This window comes from Rhodococcus sp. NyZ502 (genome assembly GCF_041464245.1).
In the GTDB taxonomy this organism is placed as follows: domain Bacteria; phylum Actinomycetota; class Actinomycetes; order Mycobacteriales; family Mycobacteriaceae; genus Rhodococcus_F; species Rhodococcus_F qingshengii.
Map to the genome: position 1 here is coordinate 6147021 of NZ_CP167155.1, position 15718 is coordinate 6162738.

The following is a 15718-nucleotide window of genomic DNA, read 5'->3' on the forward strand; positions in this document are numbered from 1 at the left end:
CCTTTCAGCTCGCTGCGCGGATGAGGTGCTTCTGGATCTTGCCGGTCGGTGTACGCGGAAGAATCGTCGCGAACACCACTTCACGCGGAATCTTGTAGCGCGCCAACTTGTCCGAGAGGTAGTCCTTGATGTCGTCGGCGCTGATTACATCCGGTTCACGCCAGACGACGTGCGCGACGACGGTCTCGCCCCATTCTTCGTTGGGTTTTCCGACAACGGCGACGTCGACGACGTCCGGGTGGCCGGAGATCACGTCCTCGACCTCCTTGGAGTAGACGTTCTCGCCGCCCGTGATGATCATGTCCTTCGCGCGGTCGACGATGAAGAGGTAACCGTCCGCATCCTTGCGCGCCAGATCGCCGGTGCGATACCAACCGCCGTCGGCAAAAGCAGCCTTCGTGGCAGCGGGGTCGTCGAGGTACCCCTGCATGACGGTGTCGGCGCGCAGCCAGATCTCACCGATCTGATCGGGCTCCGCGTCGGTGCCGTCATCGGCAACCAGGCGCAGGTCGACGCCGGCCAGCGCGACGCGGCCGATCGAGCCCGCCTTGCTCAACTGCTCTTCGGGGTACAGCACGGTGCCCACTGGCCCGGTCTCGGTCATGCCGTAGACCTGCCGGAATTCGGTGGTGCCGTACGACTCCACCAGTCGCCGAGCGACATCCGCGCCGATCGGTCCCCCGCCGTACAACCACGCACGAACGCTTCCGAGGTTGTAGTCGGCAAAGTTCGGCACGAGGTTGAGTGCAGTGGTGTAGATGACCGGCGGGCCGAAGCAGAGGGTAATGCGTTGTTCCTGAACTGTTTCCAGGAATTTGACGGGATGGTACTCGCGCAGCAGCACGACGGTTCCGCCCATGTAGAGCGTGGACATGAACCAGTTGTTGAGCGGGGAAGCGTGCCAGATCGGGACGGCCATGAGCAGTCGCTCGTCCCGAGTCGTCGACACGGCGAGGGCCGCGGTGACGGCAACACCGACGACGTTGCGGTGGCTGTGGACGCAGCCCTTGGGCGAGCCGGTAGTCCCCGAGGTGTAGAGGATTTCGGCCGGATCGTTCTCGTCGATGTCGATACCGTCAACGCCGTCCTGGCGGGTGATGGCGTCGTCGAAGAAGTCGAAACCGTCTGCGACAGAGTCCGTGCTGATCAGCTTGGCCGTTGTCTCCAGTCGACCGACAACCGGCGCCAACTCACCGTCGAAGACGCACACCGACACCTTCGCGTGTCCCAGCACGTAGGCAACTTCCGGAGTCTGCATCTTGTGGTTGATGGGGACCACGACGGCGCCCAAGCGCCAGGCACCGAGCATCGCGTACACGAATCCCGGAGTGTTGTAACACATCAGCGCGACGCGGTCGCCCGGCTGCACGCCCAGCGACTGCAAATAGCCTGCGGCGCGTCGACTTCCGTCCTGAACCTGGGAGTACGTGTGATCGTGACCGTCGAATATCAGGAAGGGTTTGTCCGGGGTCTTGGTGACGTTGCTGTCGAATACGCGAACGATATTCATCGAAGTCCTTGTCGGAGAATCACGCTCGAAGAGAGTTCATTCCATCGAGCTGTTGAGTACGGCGTCGGGTATCTGGAGGGTGGCGAAGATGACGGCAACCGCCTCCTCGAGGGAGTAGCCGAAGCTCTCGCCGGTGGCAGTCTTCTGGATGACGAGGCCGAAGATCGCAGACCAGAAGGCCTTGGACTCGACGTCGATGCCCGCGCGCAGCTGCCAGCCGGTGCGGATCAAGGTACGGAGGAGGGCGGTTTCGCCCGAGGAGTGCAGAGTGCGAAGCGTTTCGGAGATCAGGTCGCGGAGTTCACCACGACGACCCGTCATCATCATCGCTTCCACGAAGAGTTCGACGCTGGGAGCGCCCGAGCCCAGGAGGGATCCGACCAGCTTCTCGGTGTAATCGCCGACCGTGTCGGCGTCAGCGGCATCGACCTCGGCACGCTTGCCTGCGCGCAGAACGGCCGCGCACGCCACCTCGACGAAGAGCTTTTCTTTGGAGCCGTAGTAGTAGGTCACCTGGTTGGGATGGGCGCCGGCGGCCGTGCAGATCTGCGCGATGGAGACGCTGTCGCCGTGCTCGAGGAACAGCTCGGTTGCGGCGTTGAACAGCGCCATGCGCGTCTGCTTGCCCGACTCACGCGTCGCGCGCGCTGCGGGAACTGCCTCGGTGGCCATCACGAACTCCTACTTGTTTGTACGACAAACAATAACTCGGCGTTGTTTGTATGGCAAACAATTTCTTCCCGACGCGATGACATGTCGACTTCTATCGACATGTCTGATGTGCGGGATTACTCTCTGAACATCGAGCACCCGAGAACTTCGGCTTTTCTGCGAGGAGGCGCCCTGCAATGCTCGCGCGATCCGGCTTCTCCCTGCCCACACGCACGACTCTCACGGGCGACTGGGCAGATTTGTTGCGCGAGCATTTTGTCGCGCTCGACGTATCCGATATCGGAGACGGCGATCGATTCAGCGGGGCCGTCCACTCGGCCCAACTCGCACACGTTCGGGTATCCGCAGTTCAATCGATGGAACAACGAATAGTCCGTAGCAACAGCCTCATCAAAAGCGACGGCGCGGACTATCTGCAGATCGGGATGATCCGCCGCGGTAGCGCGGTAGTGCGCCAAGACGACCGCGAATGCGTCCTGCGACGTGGCGACTACGTCCTGTACGACACCACGCGCCCCTTCGATTGGCAGATCGAGGGACACGCACACGACGGCATCTGGGGACTCGAGGTGTTCACCTGGCCACGGTCGTACCTGTCGCTCAGCGACGCGGAGGTCACGAGCCTGACCGCCATCGCCTTCGACGGACACGCGGGCCTGAGTGGCCTGCTCGGTCGCTTTCTTCACGATCTTGCCTCCGTCCGCATGACGTCCGACGCAAGCGGAGACGAAGAGGAAGTCGTCAACGAGATCGGCAACCTGGTCAAGTCCGTTCTTCACACAACTGCGCGACCGATCACCTCGCGGCGAACCAGCCTCTACGAATCCGCCCTGTCGGTCATAGACGCCCGCATCGCAGACCCGGCCCTGTCTCCGGTGGAAATCGCGGGATCGGTCAAAGTCTCCATTCGGCAGTTGCACCGAGCCTTCGCCGAACACGGCACGACGGTGTCACGGTCGATTCGCAGCCGTCGACTCGACGGTTGCCGTCGTGAGATCGTGCAACGACACGGAGTAGAGCGGTCGCTGACCCAGATTTCTCACCGCTGGGGATTCACCGACCTGGCCGCCTTCAGTCGAGCCTTCAAGGCGGAATTCGGGATCAGCCCGCGGCGGTACCGGTCGCAAGCAGCGGCCCCCACAAGTACTACCCGCTGATCTGTAACATCTTCGGACACTTACCCATTGAACATGGTGTTCAAAATTTTCTGTCGCCGAAGCGTATCCACAATTCTTGGCACGGTAGGCCAAGCATCGGGCGCTGACGGCCAAGTTTGCTCGGCTGAGCGGGCGTAGATTTTCGGCACGGCGTTGCCAAGTGCCAGGCACCCGATTCGACCACCTACATCACAGGGAGCACTCATGGAATCTGCAATCGGCGAACACCTTCAATGCCCGCGCACTCTGACCAGGCGGGTTCCGGATACCTATACGCCACCGTTTCCCATGTGGGTCGGGCGCGCAGACGACACATTGCACCAGGTCGTGATGGGCTATCTCGGCGTACAGTTCCGCGGCGAGGATCAGCGCCCGGCAGCACTGCAGGCGATGCGGGATATCGTCGCCGGCTTCGACTTGCCGGACGGACCGGCACACCACGATCTCACCCATCACATCGACAACCAGGGCTACGAGAACCTGATCGTGGTCGGTTACTGGAAAGATGTTTCTTCCCAACATCGTTGGAGCGCATCACCTCCAGTATCCTCCTGGTGGGAGTCCGAAGACCGCCTGTCGGACGGATTGGGGTTCTTCCGCGAGATCGTGGCACCGAGAGCCGAACAATTCGAAACGCTCTACGCGTTCCAAGACGACCTCCCCGGAGTGGGAGCTGTCATGGACGGTGTCAGCGGCGAAATCAACGAGCACGGCTACTGGGGTTCGATGCGCGAGCGGTTTCCGATCTCCCAAACCGACTGGATGCAGGCCTCGGGCGAACTACGGGTCGTCGCCGGTGACCCCGCCGTAGGTGGACGCGTAGTAGTGCGGGGACACGACAACATCGCACTGATCAGGTCCGGGCAGGACTGGGCCGACGCGGAAGCAGACGAGCGCAGCCTCTACCTGGACGAAATCCTGCCCACTCTTCAATCGGGCATGGACTTCCTCCGCGACAACGGCCCGGCCGTCGGGTGCTACAGCAACCGATTCGTACGCAATATCGACATCGACGGAAACTTCCTCGACTTGAGCTACAACATCGGCCACTGGGCCTCCCTCGACCAACTCGAACGGTGGTCGGAATCCCACCCGACCCATCTACGGATCTTCACGACGTTCTTCCGGGTGGCCGAGGGCCTGTCGAAATTGCGTCTCTACCATGAGGTCTCGGTATTCGATGCCGCCGATCAGCTCTACGAGTACATCAATTGCCATCCCGGGACCGGAATGCTGCGCGACGCGGTGATCACCGCCGAGCACTGACCGAAGTCGCCGGCAATCTTCGGCCACATTCTTTCCCTCGGAGGCAACTCGAGATATGTTGACGGGTGTCGACATATCTCAGTAGAGACCATCGAGGAAGCGCGGACAGCAGACAGTGACTACTCAACGAAACGAAGAGTTGGCGTTTGCTGTGCTGGCCGACCAAGTGCGTCGACAGATTCTCGACACGCTGGCTACACACGGCGAGTGCAACGCGGGCTTCATCAGCGATCAAATTTCGACGGTCGGTCGCACCACGGTATCCACACATCTCAAGGCGCTGCGGTTGTCCGGCGTGATCGTCGAACGGCGTCAAGGACGTCATCGCCTGTTCTCGATAGATCCATCGGGGCCCGCCAACGATGCACTCCAGTTCCTGCGCGACGTCCTCGGGCGAGCGCTGGAAGCAGGTTCGAACGCCTCCGAGTTGCCGGCCACTGCGACTGAGGATTCAGACGTCGCATCGGTGCGTCGCCGAGCGTGAGGCCTTGTTGAGCCCCAGCACCTATTTCAGGCAGGAAGTAGAACGTGCCAGGTCTCTCCGTAACGGCACAGATCGTGACGACCGACCCACCAGGGTCAGCCTTCGAGCGCCTCGAAACGGGGCAACTGCTCGAACTCGAATGTGAGCAACTGACGGTCGGGGCCGCTGCCGCCATCTCCCTTCCCGTCGGCGACGGCGCACGCGCAGATCCAGTCGGAATGCCGATCACGCTGTTGGGATACGTCGCCGGCGTGAAGCGGGGCCGATCGGTCGTGATCGTGCACCACCAACCGTGGCGCGGCCGCCTGACGATCCGGTTCTTTCCCGACGGCGCCGGGACCCGGATCGTTCTCGAGTCCAGCCTCGATCAGGACGGCATTTCCTGGCTTGCCAACAAGCGCGGATTCGCTCCACCCGAACCTCCGCGTTCCGACCGACATCGGATCGGGCTGCTGGTCAGCAAATCCGGCCCGGCAGCTGTATTCGCCCAGGCGACAGAAACACTCGCAGCCCTGGCCGTGGAAGAAATCAATGCCGACGGCGGCATCGGCGGCGTTCTCGTCGACTTGGTGATCGGCGATGACGCTTCCGACTCGGCGGCCGGAGCGGCGACCGCACTGCGATTGGTGAAAAGCGGATGTCGCGCCGTTTTCGCGTGCGTGACATCGTCGACCTTCAATGCCGCTGCATCTGCATTGCAGAACACCGGTGTGCTGTTGGTGCACACAGTTCTCAACGAGGGAGGTCGATCGCGTCCGGGAGTCCTTCGATTGGGTGAGCGACCACTCGACCAGACGCGAGCAGGTATACCCGCAATGATGTCCGAGACCGGTTCTCGCACTTGGTTCCTGGTCGGCCAGCAGTATTCGTGGTCGTTCGGAGCGCATTGGGCGGCCCGGCGTGTGATCGCCGAATCCACAGGTTCGGTGGCCGGCGAAGTCTACGTACCGTTGGGGACAACCGACTTCTCACGCATCATCGAGTCGATAGCCGACTCCGGGGCCGAACTGATTCTTTCCACCCTGGTGGGCCATGACGAGGTCTTCTTCGAACGACAATGCGCCCAGCACGGACTGCGGGCCACCACGCGGACGTTTGCATTGGTCCTCGACGAGGCCACTCAGCAGCTCATCGGCAATTCCGATGCCGACGGAGTCTGGGCGGCATTCGGCTACTTTCAATCCGCAGCCGGCGATCACGACCTCGAAAAGCGATACAGCGCGAGCTCGAACGAACTCCTGCCTCCGCTCAGTTCCCTGTCGGAGACAACATACGAAGCGATCGTCGCTTACGCACGCGCAGTCGAACGAACGTCGGCAGGCGATCCGGAAACAGTACTTCGGCAGCTTGTCACGACATCGAAAAGCTCTACGAACAACGGCGTTCCACTGCATCGACCGATTCTGCTCGCTGAATCACGCCGTGGGCGCCTGTACCCCCGCTCTCTCTGAGCGCGCGTAACCCGAACTTAACGAGTCAATATGTCGATACCTATTGACGCAATTATGGATCCGGCCCTAGTCTGAAAGACAAGTGAAGCCGATCACATCAGGAGCACACTTCTCATGGCGACAATCCGACCTGACGACAATGCAATAGACACCGCCGCAAGGCATTACGGCATCACTCTCGACCAATCAGCCCGGCTCGAGTGGCCGGCACTGATCGACGGAGCACTGGGCTCCTACGACGTCGTCGACCAGTTGTACGCCGACGAGGCAACCCCGCCGACCACGTCACGCGAGCACACGGTGCCAACAGCGAGCGAAAATCCTTTGAGCGCTTGGTATGTGACCACAAGCATCCCGCCGACGTCGGACGGCGTCCTGACCGGCCGACGCGTGGCGATCAAGGACAACGTGACCGTGGCCGGAGTTCCGATGATGAACGGGTCTCGGACAGTAGAGGGGTTCACTCCGTCTCGCGACGCGACTGTGGTCACTCGACTACTGGCGGCCGGTGCAACCGTCGCGGGCAAAGCTGTGTGTGAGGACCTGTGTTTCTCCGGTTCGAGCTTCACACCGGCAAGCGGACCGGTCCGCAATCCATGGGACCCACAGCGTGAAGCAGGTGGATCATCGGGTGGCAGTGCGGCTCTCGTCGCAAACGGTGACGTCGATTTTGCCATCGGCGGGGATCAGGGCGGATCGATCCGGATCCCGGCGGCATTCTGCGGCGTCGTCGGACACAAGCCGACGTTCGGGCTCGTCCCGTATACCGGGGCATTTCCCATCGAGCGAACAATCGACCATCTCGGCCCGATCACACGCACGGTCCACGATGCCGCACTGATGCTCTCGGTCATCGCCGGTCGCGACGGTAACGACCCACGCCAAGCCGACAGCGTCGAAGCAGGTGACTATCTGTCCACCCTCGACTCCGATGTGGATGGTCTGCGAATCGGGATCGTTCGAGAAGGTTTCGGGCACGCGGTCTCACAGCCCGAGGTCGACGACGCAGTCCGCGCAGCGGCACACAGTCTGTCCGAAATCGGTTGCACGGTAGAGGAAGTAAACATCCCGTGGCACCTACATGCTTTCCACATCTGGAACGTGATCGCCACGGACGGTGGTGCCTACCAGATGTTGGACGGCAACGGATACGGCATGAACGCCGAAGGTTTGTACGATCCGGAACTGATGGCACACTTTGCTTCTCGACGCCTTCAGCACGCCGACGCTCTGTCCGAAACCGTCAAACTGGTGGCTCTGACCGGCCACCACGGCATCACCACCCTCGGCGGCGCGAGCTACGGCAAAGCCCGGAACCTCGTACCGCTCGCCCGTGCCGCCTACGACACTGCCTTGAGACAATTCGACGTCCTGGTGATGCCCACACTGCCCTACGTCGCATCCGAACTACCGGCGAAGGACGTGGATCGTGCAACCTTCATCACGAAGGCTCTCGGGATGATCGCCAACACAGCACCGTTCGACGTGACCGGACATCCGTCCCTGTCCGTTCCCGCCGGCCTGGTGAACGGGCTTCCGGTCGGAATGATGATCACCGGCAAGACCTTCGACGATGCGACGGTCCTCCGGGTCGGGCGCGCATTCGAAAAGCTTCGCGGCGCGTTTCCGACGCCTGCCGACCACATCTCCGACTCTGCACCACAACTCAGCCTCACCTAGTTCTGTATCCGCACTTGCACAACAAATTCCACCGATTCACACATGATCAGCCCGCATAGAAAAGGTGAACCAGATGTCAGTAACGATCGACCACACAACGGAGAACGCCGCACCGGCCCAGGCGCCGGTCTCCGACCGGGCGTGGGCCCTGTTCCGCGCACTCGACGGTAAGGGATTGGTACCCGACGGTTACGTCGAGGGATGGAAGAAGACCTTCGAGGAGGACTTCAGTCCAAGGCGCGGAGCGGAATTGGTCGCGCGGGCGTGGACCGACCCCGAGTTCCGGCAGTTGCTTCTCACCGACGGTACCGCCGCGGTTGCCCAGTACGGATATCTGGGCCCCCAGGGCGAGTACATCGTGGCAGTCGAAGACACCCCGACCCTCAAGAACGTGATCGTGTGCTCGTTGTGTTCATGCACCGCGTGGCCCATTCTCGGCCTGCCCCCTACCTGGTACAAGAGTTTCGAATACCGTGCGCGAGTGGTGCGTGAGCCACGGAAGGTTCTCTCCGAGATGGGAACCGAGATCGCGTCGGACGTCGAGATCCGCGTCTACGACACCACCGCCGAAACTCGCTACATGGTTCTCCCGCAACGTCCCGCAGGCACCGAAGGCTGGAGCCAGGAACAGCTTCAAGAGATCGTCACCAAGGACTGCCTGATCGGCGTCGCAGTCCCGCAGGTCCCCACCGTCTGATCACCCCGACAAGAAAGAAGCACACCATGGATGGAGTACACGATCTTGCCGGAGTTCAAGGCTTCGGCAAAGTCCCGCATACCGTCAACGCCGACATCGGCCCCACCTTCCACGCCGAGTGGGAACACCTGCCGTACAGCCTGATGTTCGCCGGTGTCGCCGAACTCGGGGCATTCAGCGTCGACGAAGTTCGATACGTCGTCGAGCGGATGGAACCACGCCACTACATGATGACCCCGTACTACGAGAGGTACGTCATCGGCGTCGCGACACTGATGGTCGAAAAGGGAATCCTGACGCAGGAAGAACTCGAAAGCCTTGCAGGGGGACCGTTCCCACTGTCGCGGCCAAGCGAATCCGAAGGGCGTCCGGCACCCGTCGAGACGACCACCTTCGAAGTCGGTCAGCGAGTACGCGTGCGCGACGAGTACGTTCCGGGGCATATTCGAATGCCTGCGTACTGCCGCGGACGAGTGGGAACCATCTCTCATCGGACTACCGAGAAGTGGCCGTTTCCCGACGCAATCGGCCACGGGCGCAACGACGCCGGCGAAGGACCGACGTACCACGTGAAGTTCGCCGCCGAGGAATTGTTCGGTAGCGACACCGACGGCGGCAGCGTCGTAGTCGACCTTTTCGAGGGTTACCTCGAGCCTGCGGCCTGATCGTCCAACATTCCGGGCGGCGGTCACGCGATCACAGCGTTTCGCGTGACCGCCGCCTGATCACAGCAATTCTCTCATTCGGAAGGACACTGGAAATCATGGTCGACACACGACTTCCGGTCACGGTGCTGTCAGGTTTCCTGGGCGCCGGGAAGACGACACTACTCAACGAGATCCTGCGAAATCGAGAGGGTCGGCGGGTCGCGGTGATCGTCAACGACATGAGCGAAATCAACATCGACAGTGCAGAAGTCGAGCGTGAGATCTCGCTCAGTCGCTCCGAGGAGAAACTGGTCGAGATGACCAACGGCTGCATCTGCTGCACTCTGCGAGAGGATCTTCTTTCCGAGATCAGTGCCTTGGCCGCCGATGGCCGATTCGACTACCTACTCATCGAATCTTCGGGCATCTCCGAACCGCTTCCCGTCGCAGAGACGTTCACATTCATCGATACCGACGGCCACGCCCTCGCCGACGTCGCCCGACTCGACACCATGGTCACCGTCGTCGACGGCCACAGTTTTCTGCGCGACTACACGGCTGGGGGCCGCGTCGAAGCCGATGCCCCGGAAGACGAACGAGACATCGCGGATCTGCTTGTCGATCAGATCGAATTTGCCGACGTCATCCTGGTGAGCAAGGCCGATCTCGTCTCGCACCAGCACCTGGTCGAATTGACCGCAGTCCTGCGCTCTTTGAACGCATCCGCTGCGATAGTTCCGATGACGCTCGGTCGCATCCCACTCGACACGATTCTCGACACCGGTTTGTTCTCGCTCGAAAAGGCTGCACAGGCCCCCGGATGGTTACAAGAACTCCAAGGTGAACACATCCCCGAAACCGAAGAGTACGGAATCAGTTCGGTGGTGTACCGCGAGCGCGCACCCTTCCACCCCCAACGGCTGCATGATTTCCTCAGCAGCGAGTGGACCAACGGAAAGTTACTTCGGGCCAAGGGCTACTACTGGAATGCCGGCCGGTTCACCGAGATCGGGAGTATTTCTCAGGCCGGTCATCTCATTCGCCACGGATACGTCGGCCGTTGGTGGAAGTTTCTACCCCGTGACGAGTGGCCGGCCGACGATTACCGTCGTGACGGAATCCTCGACAAGTGGGAAGAACCCGTCGGAGACTGCCGACAAGAACTCGTCTTCATCGGCCAAGCCATCGACCCGTCTCGACTGCACCGAGAACTCGACGCGTGTCTACTCACCACAGCCGAGATCGAACTCGGGCCAGACGTGTGGACCACCTGGAGCGACCCTCTGGGCGTCGGCTATACCGACCGGACCGTTTGATATTGGTCCGGTTTGCCGTAAGTTGTGCGCAATGGGGGTATCACGCAACCGAACTCGGGCGTTGTTGATCGTCGCGGCGATCGCAGCCGGGACCGTGGCCGCAGCTACGCCGGCGGGGGCCACCTGGACAGTCGCGCCGATGTGCGGCGAGTGGCGGGTCGAAACCGTAGCGCAAGGGTTGGAACAGCTCGAAAACCTCGAGCCCGATGACAACGGCGGGTTCTACCTCTCCGGCGAGTCGAAGATCTATCACGTCGACGCCGCAGGACAGGTACGAACTGTCCTCGACGACATGGCTGCCCCTGGCGGTTTGCAACTCGACGGTTCGAGGCTGTCCTTCCTCACCAGACAGGACGGCAAGCTGTGGCACCTGGACACCTCGACGGATCAGCTGTCCGCACCCGTCGACTTCGCGGGCAACGGCCTGCTCCGGCTTCCCGACGGCGATCTGCTGACCACGTGGGTCGGAACAGAAGGAGGTCCGCCAAAGGGCGTCTCGCGCTATCTGCACGACTCCGGAGCCGTCGTTCCCAATTGGTCGACAGTGCCGCGTTCGGAGGGACTCGCGCTCAGTCCGGATCATCGAGCCGTGTACACCGATGACCTGTTCACCGGTCAGATCATTCGAGTGCCCTTGGATACCCCTGACGCGTGGACAGTTGTAGCGACGGTCCCGAGCCTGATACCCGGACTCGACGATCTGACCATGTCGCAGGATGGAATGCTCTACGCCGCTGCTCACGTCGAAGGCTCGATCTATCGCGTACACCCTGAAACCGGCACTTCCTGCGTCGTCGCTTCGGGTCTGTCGAATGGGTGGAACGGGCCGAGTTCAGTGCGTATAGGACAGGACGGCGACGGCTGGGCGCTCTACGTCACCGGCTTCGACGGAACGCTGCGTCGCCTGGTACCTCCGTCGGGCGTCGAACTCGCACCCGTCCGCTGACGCCGATCTCTTCGGCACGAGATTCCCCGACCTGGCGATACTTAAAATCACGCTGATTTGAAGGCATGCCCGCAGCGCAACGGCCCCTTGTCCGAAAACTGTCAACAGTTCTACACGGAGAAATGGCTACCCTTAGGTTTACGCTGCACGCATGTTTTCTTCCGTCGCAGCGAAGATCCGCCTGGTGGTGGCACTGCTCCTCACTGCCCTCCTGGCGCTGACTCTGTCATCGTGCTCGAGTGGCTCGGATTCGTCGGCAGCCCCCACAGACCTGTGTGCACCTCCAGGAGTGGGAGCTGCAACCGCGGCGCCCACCAATCTGGACGCGGCAGCGGGTGCGGGCGCCGAAGACCGCTACACCACGGCCACCGTCACCCCGGTCGATCAGATCGACACCTCGAAGCTGAATCTGATCAAACCCGGGGTCATCACGGTCGGCACGCTCGGTGACGCGCCCCCGAGCATCTGCGTCAACTCCGAGAATCAGTACACCGGATACGACAACGAGCTGTTGAAGGCCGTCGCGGACAAGCTGGGCCTGAAGGTCGAGTTCGTCGGCACCGAGTTCGCCGGGCTTCTCGCCCAGGTTGCCGGTCGACGCTTCGACGTCGGCTCGTCGTCCATCACCACCACGGACGACCGTCGCAACACCGTCGGCTTCACCAACGGTTACGACTTCGGATACTTCTCCCTCGTCGTGCCTAACGGCAGCCCGATCACCGGCTTCGGAGACCTGGACGCATCAAAGCGCATCGGCGTCGTACAGGGAACCGTGCAGGACGACTACGTCGTGAACACGCTCAAGCTCGATCCCGTGAAGTTTCCCGACTACGCCACGGCGTACGCGAACCTCAAGTCCGGACAGATCGACGCCTGGGTAGCTCCGTCTCAGCAGGCCGAAGGTGCAATCGCTCCCGGTGATCCGACCTCGATCATCCAGAACACCTTCTCGGTCAACAACTTCGTCGGCTGGGCGGTGAACAAGGAAAACCAGCCGCTGATCGACGCCCTCAACTCCGGCCTCGACGCAGTCATCGACGACGGAACCTGGTCTCAGCTGTACGCCGACTGGGTACCGCGCCAACTCCCTGAAGGCTGGAAGCCCGGATCCAAGGCCGCGGCCACTCCGGAACTGCCCGACTTCGCAGCCATTGCCGCGGAAAACGCAGCAAACGGCGACGGTGGCGATACCGCGTCGTACCAACCGAAGTCGACGCTCGAACAGCTCAAGGACACGTTCTTCGACTGGGATCTGTACAAGAAGGCATTCCCCGATCTCCTCAAGACCGGTCTTCCCAACACCCTGATCCTTGCGCTCGCGTCCGGCATCATCGGCACGATCCTCGGCATGCTGCTCGCTGTCGCCGGTATCTCGCGCACCCGTTGGCTGCGCTGGCCGGCCCGCGTCTACACCGACATCTTCCGTGGCCTGCCCGCAGTCGTCATCATCTTGATCATCGGGCTCGGCGTCGGACCGATCGTCAAGGGAATCACCGGTAGCAATCCGTACTGGCTCGGTGTCGCAGCGCTGTCACTGCTCGCGTCGGCATACATCGGTGAGATCTTCAGATCCGGAATCCAGAGCGTCGAGTCCGGGCAGCTCGAGGCTTCACGTGCCCTCGGTTTCAGCTACCGAAAGTCCATGTCGCTGGTCGTCATCCCGCAGGGTGTACGACGCGTTCTGCCGGCGTTGATGAACCAGTTCATCTCGCTGATCAAGGACTCGTCGCTGATCTACTTCCTCGGTCTCCTCGTCACCCAGCGGGAACTCTTTGCCGTCGGACGTGATCTCAACGCCCAGACCGGCAGCCTGTCCCCGCTCGTTGCGGCAGGCTTGTTCTACCTTGCTCTGACCATCCCGCTGACGCACCTCGTCAACTACATCGACAACCGACTCCGGACCGGACGCGCCGACACTTCAGGCACGTTGGATCCGCTCGAGCAGGCCATCGTCGTGGAAAGGGGCTGAGGACATGACCACCAGCTCTGAACTGAAGTCCGTATCGCTCACCGGCAAGGACCTGCATCTGTCCTTCGGCACCAACAAGGTGCTTCGCGGCGTCAACCTGCACGTCGACGCCGGAAACACCGTCACCGTCATCGGGCCCTCCGGTTCGGGCAAGTCGACGCTCCTGCGCGTGCTGAACCGTCTGCACGAGCCCGAGCAGGGTGACGTGCTGCTCGACGGGAAGTCCGTCCTGAAGGACAACCCCGACGAGCTACGCCAGCGGATCGGCATGGTGTTCCAGCACTTCAACCTGTTCCCACACAAGACCGTCGCCGAGAACATCGCACTCGGGCCGAACAAGCTCAAGGGTTTGTCGAAGGAGCAAGCTCGGGCGCTCGCGCTCGAGCAGCTGGATCTGGTGGGGCTCAGGGAGAAGGCCGACTCGCGGCCCGGCAACCTTTCGGGTGGTCAGCAGCAGCGCGTCGCCATTGCCCGCGCCCTGGCGATGAAGCCCGAGGTCATGTTCTTCGACGAGGCGACGTCAGCTCTCGACCCCGAACTGGTCAAGGGTGTTCTGGCATTGATGGCCGATCTCGCGAAGTCCGGCATGACCATGGTCGTCGTGACGCACGAAATGGGTTTCGCGCGTTCCGTTTCCGACAAGGTGCTGTTCATGGATCGCGGCGCCGTTGTCGAAACCGGTACTCCGGAACAGCTTTTCGACGATCCCGAAACAGATCGACTGCAGGCGTTCCTCTCACAGGTTCTCTGACTCAGGGGCGCTTGCAGGGGATCGACGGGCGTTGATCCTCGACGCCTGAAGCATCAGATGGTCGCGTTCGGCGAGGTTGGATGCCTTGTGCGCTGCATCGGCATACAACCTCGCCGCCGACTCCAGGTCTCCGTCGCGTTCACGCAGATAGGCCTCGACTGCGGCATGGCGTGGAAGTGAATCGTCCAGCGCTGCAAGAGCTGCCAATCCGGCGCGTGGCCCGTCCGCCTCGCCGACCGCCACCGCTCGGTTGAGCCGGACGATCGGGCTGTCGGTCAGGGCTGCGAGTTCGTCGTACCACTCCACGATCTGCACCCAATCGGTCTCGTCTGCTGTGAAAGCGTCGGCATGGAGTGCGGCAATGGCGGCCTGGGCCTGGAACTCACCGAGCCGGTCGCGGGCGAGAGCTGACTGGAGGATTGCGACTCCTTCGGCAATCGAATCGGTGTCCCACCGGCTGCGATCCTGCTCGGCTAGCGGAACCAGACTGCCGTCCGCGGCAGTTCGCGCGGCTCGACGAGCGTGATGGAGCAGCATCAGTGCGAGCAACCCTGCGACTTCGGGGTGATCGATCGCGGCCGCCAACTGCCGGGTGAGCCGGATGGCCTCGGCAGCCAGGTCGACGTCGCCGGAGTACCCCTCGTTGAAGACCAGATAAAGGACACGCAGGACGGTGGCGACATCGCCGGGTTGCTCGAACCGGACGCCGGAGACCGTGCGCTTGGCTCGGCTGATGCGCTGAGCCATAGTCGCCTCGGGCACCAGGTAGGCCTGCGCAATCTGGCGGGTGGTCAGCCCGCCGACAGCGCGCAGCGTGAGTGCGACGGCGGACGACGGCGTCAACGACGGGTGCGCGCACAGAAAGTAGAGCTGGAGTGTGTCGTCCACGCCCGGCACCGACCCGCTGACCGGCCGCTCGCCTGGCTGCTCGTCAGCCAGAAACTCCCGCTTACGGCGAGCCGCATCCGAACGGATCCCGTCGAGGAACCGCCGCCAGGCCACCGTGACCAGCCAGCCCTTCGGGTCCCGCGGCGGGTTGTCCGGCCAGACCCTGACCGCCTCGAGCAGAGCGTCCTGCACGGCGTCCTCGGCCGACGCGAAATCTGCTCCGCGGCGGACGAGGATGCCGAGCACGCTCGGAGTCAGACTCCGAAGCAGGGCGTCGTCCATGA

General features: G+C 62.2%; 14 protein-coding genes. 11 read left to right on the forward strand and 3 right to left on the reverse strand.

What is annotated here, in order from left to right; translation table 11 throughout:
* Window positions 1-4: 4 nt before the first annotated feature.
* Both ACBG85_RS28515 and ACBG85_RS28520 read right to left on the reverse strand, forming a co-directional pair.
* Window positions 5-1510, reverse strand: a complete 1506-nt coding sequence (locus ACBG85_RS28515; RefSeq protein WP_030537646.1) for a class I adenylate-forming enzyme family protein — start codon at window positions 1508-1510, stop codon at window positions 5-7.
* 36 nt (window positions 1511-1546) lie between these two features.
* Window positions 1547-2182, reverse strand: coding sequence for a TetR/AcrR family transcriptional regulator C-terminal domain-containing protein (locus tag ACBG85_RS28520; protein WP_030537647.1), 636 nt, complete (start codon window positions 2180-2182; stop codon window positions 1547-1549).
* Window positions 2183-2358: 176 nt separating this feature from the next.
* Here ACBG85_RS28520 and ACBG85_RS28525 point away from each other — a divergent pair, with 176 nt between their 5' ends.
* From ACBG85_RS28525 to ACBG85_RS28575, 11 genes are all read left to right on the forward strand, one after another.
* Complete coding sequence (locus ACBG85_RS28525) at window positions 2359-3339, forward strand: helix-turn-helix domain-containing protein (RefSeq protein WP_372025669.1); 981 nt, start codon at window positions 2359-2361, stop codon at window positions 3337-3339.
* Between the two features lie 204 nt (window positions 3340-3543).
* A complete protein-coding gene (locus ACBG85_RS28530; RefSeq protein WP_065351659.1) occupies window positions 3544-4605 on the forward strand; it encodes a phenylacetaldoxime dehydratase family protein in 1062 nt (353 codons plus the stop codon).
* 115 nt (window positions 4606-4720) lie between these two features.
* Window positions 4721-5089, forward strand: coding sequence for a helix-turn-helix transcriptional regulator (locus ACBG85_RS28535; RefSeq protein WP_007735244.1), 369 nt, complete (start codon window positions 4721-4723; stop codon window positions 5087-5089).
* Window positions 5090-5133: 44 nt separating this feature from the next.
* Complete coding sequence (locus ACBG85_RS28540; protein ID WP_054187255.1) at window positions 5134-6540, forward strand: substrate-binding protein; 1407 nt, start codon at window positions 5134-5136, stop codon at window positions 6538-6540.
* A 114-nt stretch (window positions 6541-6654) separates the two neighbouring features.
* Complete coding sequence (locus ACBG85_RS28545) at window positions 6655-8220, forward strand: amidase (RefSeq protein ID WP_042450636.1); 1566 nt, start codon at window positions 6655-6657, stop codon at window positions 8218-8220.
* A 73-nt stretch (window positions 8221-8293) separates the two neighbouring features.
* Window positions 8294-8917, forward strand: a complete 624-nt coding sequence (nthA, locus tag ACBG85_RS28550; RefSeq protein WP_042450854.1) for a nitrile hydratase subunit alpha — start codon at window positions 8294-8296, stop codon at window positions 8915-8917.
* A 26-nt stretch (window positions 8918-8943) separates the two neighbouring features.
* Window positions 8944-9582 (forward strand): nitrile hydratase subunit beta, encoded by a 639-nt coding sequence (gene nthB, locus ACBG85_RS28555; RefSeq protein ID WP_065351660.1) that lies wholly within the window; start codon window positions 8944-8946, stop codon window positions 9580-9582.
* Window positions 9583-9680: 98 nt separating this feature from the next.
* Window positions 9681-10880, forward strand: a complete 1200-nt coding sequence (gene zigA / locus ACBG85_RS28560; protein WP_372025672.1) for a zinc metallochaperone GTPase ZigA — start codon at window positions 9681-9683, stop codon at window positions 10878-10880.
* Window positions 10881-10911: 31 nt separating this feature from the next.
* Window positions 10912-11826: an SMP-30/gluconolactonase/LRE family protein gene (locus ACBG85_RS28565; RefSeq protein ID WP_054828106.1), complete on the forward strand. Its 915-nt coding sequence runs from the start codon at window positions 10912-10914 to the stop codon at window positions 11824-11826.
* A 151-nt stretch (window positions 11827-11977) separates the two neighbouring features.
* Window positions 11978-13795, forward strand: coding sequence for an ABC transporter substrate-binding protein/permease (locus ACBG85_RS28570; RefSeq protein WP_003946057.1), 1818 nt, complete (start codon window positions 11978-11980; stop codon window positions 13793-13795).
* 4 nt (window positions 13796-13799) lie between these two features.
* Window positions 13800-14546: an amino acid ABC transporter ATP-binding protein gene (locus ACBG85_RS28575; protein WP_003946070.1), complete on the forward strand. Its 747-nt coding sequence runs from the start codon at window positions 13800-13802 to the stop codon at window positions 14544-14546.
* On the opposite strand, the gene ACBG85_RS28580 is transcribed toward ACBG85_RS28575, so the two are convergent.
* Window positions 14532-15716 carry an RNA polymerase sigma factor gene (locus ACBG85_RS28580; RefSeq protein WP_054187259.1) on the reverse strand — a complete coding sequence of 395 codons (1185 nt, stop codon included), beginning with the start codon at window positions 15714-15716 and terminating at the stop codon, window positions 14532-14534. The genes ACBG85_RS28575 and ACBG85_RS28580 overlap by 15 nt on opposite strands.
* Window positions 15717-15718: the final 2 nt, after the last annotated feature.